Source organism: Streptomyces sp. NRRL F-5727 (genome assembly GCF_000719555.1).
In the GTDB taxonomy this organism is placed as follows: domain Bacteria; phylum Actinomycetota; class Actinomycetes; order Streptomycetales; family Streptomycetaceae; genus Streptomyces.
This window is the reverse complement of sequence record NZ_JOGX01000010.1, coordinates 160,266-169,552: the sequence shown is the minus strand read 5'-3', so window position 1 is coordinate 169,552 and position 9,287 is coordinate 160,266. Positions and strand designations below refer to the sequence as shown.

The window sequence follows — 9,287 nt, the reverse complement described above, 5'->3', positions numbered from 1 at the left end:
CGCCTACGGCTACCCCCACCCGACCTCCCCGCCCGGCCCGCCCGCCCCCGGCGGCCCGGGCTTCCCGAGCGCCCCCGGCGGCCCGGGCTTCGGCGGCCCCGACGGCCCCGGTGCACCCGGTGGCCCGGGCGGCCCCGGCTTCCCCGGCGCTCCGGCCGGCCAGGGCAACCCCGGCGGTCCCGGCGCCCCGGGCGGCCCGGGCGAACCAGGTCGCCCCGGCTTCCCCGGCGGTCCGGCGGGTGCCGACGGCCCCGGCTTCCCGCCCGGTCCTCCCGGCGGCCCCGGCCGCCCTGGCTTCTCCGACGGTCCCGGCGCACCCGGCGGCCCCGGCCGCCCCGGCTTCCCCGACGGTCCCGGCGCGCCCGGTGGGCCCGGCTTCCCGCCCGGCACCCCTGGCGGACCCGGTCGCCCCGGCGGCCCTGACGGTCCCGGCGCGCCCGGCGGCCCCGGTGCGCCCGGCGCCTCCGGTGGCCCCGGCGCGCCCGGCGGCCCCGGCCGCCCCGGCTTCCCCGACGGTCCTGGCGCGCCCGGTGGGCCCGGCTTCCCGCCCGGCACCCCTGGCGGACCCGGTCGTCCCGGCTTCCCCGACGGCCCCGGCGCGCCCGGCTTCCCTGGTGGGCCCGGTGCTCCGGCCGACGGCGGCCGCCCCGGCTTCCCCGGTGGCCCGGCGGGTGCCGACGGTCCCGGATTCCCCGGCGGCCCCGGCGCTCCGGGCGGTCCCGGCGCCCCGGCCGGTCCCGGCAGGCCCGGCTCTCCCGACGGTCCCGGCTTCCCGGGCCGCCCGCCGGGCGCCGATGGTCCTGGTTTCTCCGACGGCCCCGGTGCGCCCGGGGGCGACCGTCCGGGCTTCCCCGGCGGCCCCGGCTTCCCGCCCGCGCCCGGCGGTCCCGGCGCGCCCGGCGGTCCCGGCGCGCCCGGCGGTCCCGGCGGTCCCGGTCGTCCCGGCTTCCCCGACGGCCCCGGTGCGCCCGGCGCGCCCGGCTTCGCCGGTGGGCCCGGCGCCCCGGCCGGTCCGGCCGGTGGGCCCGGGTTCCCCGGTGGTCCCGCCGGTGGGCCCGGTACGCCGCCTCCGCCGCCCGGGTTCCGGGGCGAGGGCGGGGCTCCCGGGGGGTTCTCGGGTGGTGGGGATCCGAATGCCACCGCGCAGGCGGAGCTGTGCCCTCAGTGCCGTACGCCGCGCGAGCACATGGCGCCGTACTGCGAGGAGTGCCGCTGGAACTTCCTGACCGGTACCGCGACCTCGTACACCCCGATCGCACCGGCCAACCGGTCGGCCGGGCCGCCGCCGGGCTTCCCGTCGGCTCCGTCGACTCCGTCGGCGCCGTCCGCGCCGCCCGCGCCGCCGGCTCCGGCCGCGCCGCAGGACCCGTTCGGGTACCACGACTCGCGGCCCTCGCAGGTGAACCGGCCGGCCGAACCGCTGGGCGCCGAGCCGACGCACCACCAGGCGCCGCCCCCGTACGCCCAGGCCCAGGCGCAGGCTCCGGCTCCGCCGGCCCCGCCGCAGCCCCGGGCGGCGGCCGACGACGACTGGGTGCTGTCCCCGCCGTCCCAGGCGCAGCCCCCGCAGGCCCCGCAGCCCGGGCCGCCGCGTCCGCAGCAGTGGACCGCCCACATCGGGCCGGACCGCGACTACTTCATGGCGATGATGCGCCGCAGCGGCCCCGAGGCATCGGGCCTCAACCTGCCCGCGTACGCGCCGCCGAAGCAGCTGCCGCTGCAGGGCAACCAGGTCTCCATCGGGCGCCGCCGGCACTCCACCGGCGAGTCCCCCGACATCGACCTGGCCGTGCCGCCGGAGGACCCGGGCGTCTCGCACCAGCACGCCGTGCTGGTGCAGCAGCCCGACGGCTCGTGGGCGGTGGTGGACCAGAACTCCACCAACGGCACCACGGTCAACGGCGGCGAGGAGCCGATCCAGCCGTACGTCCCCGTCCAGCTCCAGGACGGCGACCGGGTGCACGTCGGCGCCTGGACGACGATCACCGTCCGGCGCGGCTGACCGGGCGGGCCGGAGGTCCGGGGGTCCTAGACCTCCGGTCCTCCGCCGCCCCGTCTGAGACGATGGAACGGTGAACGAGATTCCCGGGGACGGCACGGTGCAGGAGCAGACCTTCTACGAGCAGGTCGGCGGCGAGGAGACGTTCCGCCGCCTCGTCCGGCGCTTCTACGAGGGCGTCGCCGGGGACCCGCTGCTCCGCCCGATGTACCCCGAGGAGGACCTCGGCCCCGCCGAGGAGCGGTTCGCGCTCTTCCTCATGCAGTACTGGGGCGGCCCGGGCACCTACAGCGAGCGCCGCGGCCACCCCCGTCTCCGCATGCGGCACGCCCCCTTCGTCGTCGACCAGGCCGCGCACGACGCCTGGCTCCGGCACATGCGCGCCGCGCTCGACAGCCTGGAGCTCGCGCCGGAGCACGACGCCCAGTTGTGGCGGTACATGACGTACGCGGCGGCCTCGATGATCAACACCGCCGGCTGAACGGACCCCGGCCCTCACGAGGTTCAGACCACTCCACGCCACCGGATGAACACATTCCGGGGACGCATGACCGAATAACGGTCACGATCCCATCAAGGTCGGTGCGCAAGCGGTTTCCAGCGACCGGTGGCCGATGAAAGCATTCCCAGAACGTTTTCGAGAGTTCGACAGGCGTTCGGCGGCATGCGGACGTGCGTGGAGCGGCCAGGGGGATGGGTGACGGGGTTCGTACTTCTGCGCGTCAGGGCACACCGGCTGCTGCTCGGCGCGGCGCTGCTCGCCGTCGCCCTGACCACGACGGTCCTCGCGGCGCTCGCCGGCTTCTCCGGCTCCATCGGGAACGCCGCGCTCCAGGCCGGACTGCGTGACCGCTCCGCTGCCGCCGCCACCCTGGTCGTCTCCGGGCAGATACCGGCCGACCACCGGGCCGCCGCCGACCGGGCGGTCACCGACGCCGCCCGGCGCGCCTTCGACGGACTGCCCGTCACCGTCCGGCGCCTGGAGAGCTCGGGGCCGTACGCGCTGCCGCGCTCGCTCCAGCCGCCCGCGGCCCGCGAGGGCGACCCCGACCTGACCAACTTCGCGGCGCTCGACCGCTCCCGGCTCACCCTCGTCGACGGCGCCTGGCCGAAGGCCGGCCGCCCCGGCGGCGTCCTGGAGGCCGCGCTGCCGCAGGAGGCGGCGCGGCGCCTCAGGACCGGCCCCGGCGCGGTCCTCGAACTCACCGACCGGCTCGCCGAGAAGACCCTCCGGGTCCGGATCACCGGCGTCTACGCGCCGGTCGACCTCACCGATCCGTACTGGCAGCTCGACGACGCCCGCGGCCGCGGCGTGCGGACCGTCTCCTTCACCACGTACGGGCCGCTGCTCGCCGACCCGTCGGTGCTCGCCTCCGGCGCCGTCACCGCCGGCGGGACCTCCTGGCTCGGCTCCGCAGACTTCTCCGGCCTCGACACCGGCGGGATCGCGCCGCTGCGCGAGGCGGCGGCCCGCGAGTCGCAGCGGCTCGCCTCCGACACCACCACCTTCGGCACCACGATCAGCGCGGACACCGGCCTGCCGACCGTCCTCGCGCAGACCGAACGCGCCCTCGCCGTCTCCCGCTCCACCCTCCTCGTCGTCGCCGTCCAGCTGGTGATGCTCGCCGCCTACGCGCTGCTGCTCGTCGCCCGGCTGCTCAGCACCGAACGCTCCGGCGAGACCGCGCTGCTGCGCGCCCGCGGCGGCTCCCGGCGCCGGATCGCCGGACTCGCCGCCGCCGAGGCGCTGCTCCTCGCGCTGCCCGCCGCCGTCGTCGCCCCGCTGCTCTCCGGCCCGCTGACCCGGCTCTTCGCCGAGCGGTCCGCGCTCTCCTCGCTCGGCGTCCGGCTCGACACCTCGCCGTCGGCGACGGTCTGGCTGGTCTCCACCGCGGTCGCCCTCGCCTGCGCGGCGGCGGTCGTCGCCCCCGCGCTCGGCGCCCGGGACGGCGACGCCGTCTCGCTGCGCAAGGCCCGCGGCGGCACCCTCCCCTGGCCGGTGCGGGCGGGCGCCGACGTCGCGCTGCTGCTCGTCGCGGGCATCGCGCTGTGGCAGCTCCAGCGGACGCCGGAGGCCGCCGCCGACGGCGCCGGGATCGACCCGGTGCTCGTCGCGGCGCCCGCGCTCGCGCTGCTCGCCGGCACGGTCCTGACGCTCCGTCTGCTGCCGCCCGCCGCCAGGCTGGCCGAGCGGCGCGCCGCCGCCGGCCGGGGGCTCTCGGCCGCGCTGGCCGGCTGGCAGTTCAGCCGCCGCCCGCTGCGCGGCGCGGGCCCGGTGCTGCTGCTGGTCCTGGCCGTGGCGATGGGCATGCTGGCGATCGGCCAGAGCAACTCCTGGGAGCGGTCGCAGCACGACCAGGCCGACTTCCGGGCCGGCGCGCCGGTGCGGGTGCTGGGCGTCGGCCCCGGCGACCCGGCCCGTGCCTCCCGGCTCGCCGCCGTCCCCGGGGTGCGGGAGGTCACGCCGGTCCACCGGTCCGCCATGGACCTGGCGGGCCGCAACGCGACCGTGCTCGCCGTCGCCACCGACCGGCTCGCCGACGGTCTGCTGCTCCGCGAGGACCTGGCCGGCGCGACGGCGGCCGAGCTCCTCGCCCCGCTCTCCTCGCCGGTCGAGAAGGGGCAGGACCACCTGCTGCCGGCCGTCGCCTCCGAGGCGTTCATGGCCGCGGCCAAGGCGAAGCCCGGCGACCACCTGGAACTCTCGCTCGGCGGCCGGCGGCTCTACGCCGTCGTCGGCCGGGTCGTGAAGGACCTGCCGACGACCGGCTCCGGGGGCCGTACCAGCGACGCGGCGGCCGCCACCCGCGTGCCGGAGGACGGCGGCGGCGTGCTCGTCGACCTGACGGCTGTCAACCGCTACCTCGCCACCACCGGCCCGGAGGCGCCGGTGGCGCCCACCGAGTGGTGGCTGACCCCCGAGTCCGGCCGGGCGGACGACGTCGCGAAGGCACTGCGCGCCGCCGACGAGCCCGGCGAGATCGTCGTCCGCGACACGATCGCCGACGAACTGCTCGGCGACCCGCTCGGCGCCGGCCCCAACACCGCCCTCATGGCGGTGGCCGCCGCGGCCGCCGCGCTGGCCGCCGTCGGCTTCGCGGTCGGCTCGGCCGGCTCCGTACGGGAACGGTCCGCCGAGTTCGCGATCCTGCGGGCCCTCGGCGCGCCGCGCCGCCGGCTCGCCCGGCTCCTCGCCGCCGAACAGGGCGTGCTGATCGGGGTGGGCCTCCTGGTGGGCGTCGCCCTCGGCACCCTGCTGGCCCGCGTGGTCGTCCCGCTCGTGGTGCTCACCGGCCGGGCCACCCGGCCCGTGCCGCCCGTCCTGGTCGAACTGCCCCTCGGCGAGGTGGCCCTGCTCCTCGCCGGAGTCGCCGCCCTGCCGCTCGCGGTCGTCGCGGCCATCGCCCTGCGCCGCAACGATCCGGCGGTGTCCCTGCGCCACCAGGGAGACAACTGATGTCCGACGTCCCGCGCGAGGAGTCCCGTCCGATGCAGCCCGCAGGCGAGTCCGAGAAGGCCCAGGCCGGAGTGGCGGCCGAGTCCGGGCAGGGCCGTGCCCGGGCCGTCGCGCCCTGGGTGCGGACCCGGCTGCGGGCCGCGCCCGGCGCCGCCGCCGGCCTGGCGCTGCTCGTGTTCGTCACCGCGCTGCTCGCCGCCGCGCTGCCGCGGGTGGTGGACGCGTACGAGACGAAGGGGCTGCGGCACGGCATCCGTACCGCCCCCGCCCACCGGTCCCAGCTGGAGATCACCTACCCGCTGGAGCACGGCGCCAGGATCGCGCCCGCCGCCCTGCGCGGGGACCAGGAGAAGCTGCGGGGCCTGCTGCCCGCGCCGCTGCGCACCGACCCGGAACAGACCGTGAACGGGATCCGGACCGTGGAGCCCGTCCCGGGCCTCGACGCGTGGCTGCCGAAGCCGGACAACGAGCCGGTCCAGTTCCGGCTCTCCTCGCCCTCGGACCTCGCCGCCCACGCGGTCCTGCGGCAGGGCCGGATGGCCAAGGGCGACCCGCTCCGCCCGGAGGCCGTCGTGACGACGGCGATGGCCGAGACCCTCGGGATCAAGCCCGGTTCGGTCGTGCACGTGCCCGGCGTCTCCGCCGTGCCGGTCGCCGTCACCGTGACCGGCGTCGTCGAGCCCCGCGACCCCCGGCGGCCGTACTGGGTGGTGGAACCGCAGCTGTCCACGCCGGCGCTGGCGATGACGGAAGACCCGGTGAACCCGAAGCGCTACTGGCGGGCCGGTCTCCTCGTCGCCCCGGAGTCCGGGTCCGCCCTGGTCTCCACCACCGGCACCCCCGAGGTCTTCTGGCGCTTCCCCGCGGTCGCCGAGCACCTGACCGCGCGGGACGCCGGACCGCTCGCCGCCGCCGTCGACTCGGCCCGCACCGGCCCCGCCTCGGCGAAGATCCGCGAGGTCACCGGCCAGACCGGCCTGCTCACCACCGACCTCGACGAGATCATGGCCGCCTACGCGGCGACGAAGGCCGCCATCTCCCCCGTCGTCGCCGTCGCCGTCTTCGGCATCGGCGCCGTCGCGGCCGTCGTCGTCGCCATGACCGGCGGCCTCTTCCTCAGCCGCCGGGACGGCGAACTCACCCTGCTCCGCGCCCGCGGCGCCTCCCTGCCCGGCATCGGCCTCCGGCTGTTCGGCGAGACCGCCGCCGTCGCGGTCCCGGCGGCCGCGCTCGGCCTGGCGGCGGCGGTGGCCCTGGTACGCGGCCCCGACACCCCCGGCGCCCCGGCCCTCACCGGCTCCGCGCCGCTCCTCCCCTCCGTCCTCGGCGCCGCCCTGGTGGCGCTGATCGCCGCCCTCGTCCTGCCCGTCCGGGCCGTGCTGCGGCACCGGGCGCCCCGGCTGCACGGCGCCCGCGAGGACCTGGTGGACGCCAAGCCCTCCCGGCGCCGCACCGTCGCCGAACTGACCCTGCTGGTCCTCGCGGCGGGCGCGATCGGCTCGCTGCGGCTGCGCGGCACCGACGACGCCGGCGACCACCTGGTCAGCGCCGCCCCGGTCTTCATCGGCGTGATCGCCGCCCTCGCCCTGGTACGGATCCAGCCGCTGCCGCTGCGCTGGCTGGCCCGCCCGGCCCGCCGGATGCGCGGCGTCGTCGGACCGCTGGCCCTCGCCCGCGCCGCCCGCTCCTCCGCCACCGGCGTGCTCCCGCTGCTCGCGCTCGTCCTCGCGCTGACCACGGCCGCCTTCGGCGGCTCCGTCCTCGCCGGGGTCGCCGACGCCCGCGACCGGGCCGCGCTGCTCGCCACCGGCGCCGACGCCCGGATCGAGGGCCGCACCGAGGGCGTCCCGCTGCCGGCCGGACTCATCGAGGCGGTGCGCGCCGCGAAGGGCGTCCGCGAGGCGCAGCCCGTACAGATCGAGTACGGGCTGTCGCTGCCGTCCCCGGTCTCCACCGACCGGCCGATGAGCGCCCCGCTCGTCGCCGTCGACCCCGCCGCCTACGCGAAGCTCGCCCAGCAGACCCGCAACGGCGCCTTCCCCGCCGGCCTGCTCGCCTCGACCGGCAAGGGCGGCCCGGAGGCCGTCGGCGACACCGACCGGGTGCTGCCGGCCCTCGCCTCCCCCGAGGTCGCCGCCCGCTTCGGCGACCAGCCGATGCGACTGAACGCCGCGGCCGGCGCCTTCCGGGTCAAGGTCGTCGCGGTGCGGGACTCCACCCCGGCCGTGCGCGGCGAGGACTTCCTCGTGGTCAACGCCGCCGACGTCACCAACCTGCGGCACACCACCGTGCTCGCCGGCGGTGCCGTCGACGGCACCGCGCTGCGCGCCGCCGTCGCCTCGAAGTCCCCGGACTTCGCGGTGACGCTCACGTCCGAGGCACGCGGCTCCTATGTCGACTCGCCCCTCCAGTCCGGCGCCGAGGGGCTCTACACGGCGGCGATCGGGGCGGGCGCCGCCTACGCGGTGGTCGCCGTGCTGCTGTCGCTCACGCGCAGCGGGCCCGAGCGGACCACGCTCCTCGCCCGGCTGCGGACGATGGGCCTGACCCGCAGGCAGGGGCGCCGGCTGCTCGGCCTGGAGGCGCTGCCGCCGGCCGTCTTCGCCGCGCTCGGCGGGGCGCTCGCCGGCTGGGCGACGGTGCCGCTGCTCGCGCCCGGGGTCGACCTGCACCGGCTGGCGCTGGCGACGGCGGCGGACGGCGTGGGGCCCGGCGGGGTCGCGCTGCGGGCCGACCCGTGGTCGCTGGTGGTGCCGGCGCTGGCCGTGGTCCTCCTGACGGGGGCGGCGGCGGCGGTCCAGGCGTGGTGGACGGGGCGGAAGAGCTCGGTGAAGGAACTCAGGGCAGGAGACGCACGATGACGACGACCGCGAACGCGACTCTGGAGGAGCTGGAGCGGCGGGCGAACGCGCACCGCGACCGGCCCTCGTACGGCCACGACGCGCTGATCGCCTGCGACCGCCTGGTGCGGATCTTCACCACCGACGGGGTGGAGGTGCAGGCGCTCCAGGGGCTCGACCTCCTGGTCAAGGAGGGCGAGTTGATGGCCCTGGTCGGGGCGTCCGGCTCGGGCAAGTCGACCCTGATGAACATCCTGGCCGGCCTGGACGTGCCCACCGCCGGCGCGGCCCGGGTCGGCGGCTGCGACCTGCTCGCGATGACCGGCAAGGACCGGCTGCGCTACCGGCGCGAGGTGGTCGGCTTCGTCTGGCAGCAGACCGCCCGCAACCTCCTCCCCTATCTGACGGCCGCCCAGAACGTGGCGCTGCCGATGCAGTTGGCCGGCAGCCGGCGGAAGCGGGCCGAGCGGGCCGAGGAACTGCTCGCGATGATGGACATCGCCCACTGCCGGGACCGGCGGCCGCACCAGCTCTCCGGCGGCCAGCAGCAGCGGGTCGCGATCGCCGTCGCCCTCGCCAACGACCCGAAGGTCCTCCTCGCCGACGAACCGACCGGCGAGCTGGACTCGGCCACCGGCGAGCAGGTCTTCGCCTCCTTCCGCAGGGCCAACGAGGAGCTGGGCACGACGATCGTCATCGTCACCCACGACCAGGCCGTCGCCACCGAGGTCCGCCGCACGGTCGCGATCCGCGACGGCCGGACCTCCTCCGAGGTGCTGCGCCGCACCGAGGTCGACGAGGCGGGCCGGGAGTCGCTGGTGGCGCGGGAGTACGCGATGCTCGACCGGGCGGGCCGGCTCCAGCTGCCGGCGGACTACACCAAGGCGCTGGGGATGGAGCACCGCGTGGCGCTGGAGCTGGAGCAGGACCACATCGGGGTGTGGCCGGACGACGCGGAGGGCTGAGGAACCGGCCCGCGCGGCCGGCGCGT

4 protein-coding genes and 1 pseudogene are annotated in these 9,287 nt (G+C 77.9%); all 5 read left to right on the top strand.

Annotation, left to right across the window (positions count from 1 at the left end):
- Positions 1 to 1,135: 1,135 nt before the first annotated feature.
- A pseudogene (locus IF73_RS42725) lies at positions 1,136 to 2,002 on the top strand (FHA domain-containing protein); the annotation flags it as partial.
- 70 nt (positions 2,003 to 2,072) lie between these two features.
- Entirely contained in the window at positions 2,073 to 2,480 is a 408-nt protein-coding gene (locus tag IF73_RS0110895; RefSeq protein ID WP_031006082.1) for a globin, read from the top strand.
- Between the two features lie 216 nt (positions 2,481 to 2,696).
- On the top strand, positions 2,697 to 5,456 hold the full coding sequence (locus IF73_RS0110890; protein WP_031006080.1) for an FtsX-like permease family protein: 2,760 nt from the start codon (positions 2,697 to 2,699) through the stop codon (positions 5,454 to 5,456).
- Positions 5,456 to 8,317, top strand: coding sequence for an FtsX-like permease family protein (locus tag IF73_RS0110885; RefSeq protein ID WP_234338202.1), 2,862 nt, complete (start codon positions 5,456 to 5,458; stop codon positions 8,315 to 8,317). The genes IF73_RS0110890 and IF73_RS0110885 overlap by 1 nt, the downstream gene beginning before the upstream one ends.
- Positions 8,314 to 9,261, top strand: coding sequence for an ABC transporter ATP-binding protein (locus IF73_RS0110880; RefSeq protein WP_031006078.1), 948 nt, complete (start codon positions 8,314 to 8,316; stop codon positions 9,259 to 9,261). The genes IF73_RS0110885 and IF73_RS0110880 overlap by 4 nt, the downstream gene beginning before the upstream one ends.
- Positions 9,262 to 9,287: the final 26 nt, after the last annotated feature.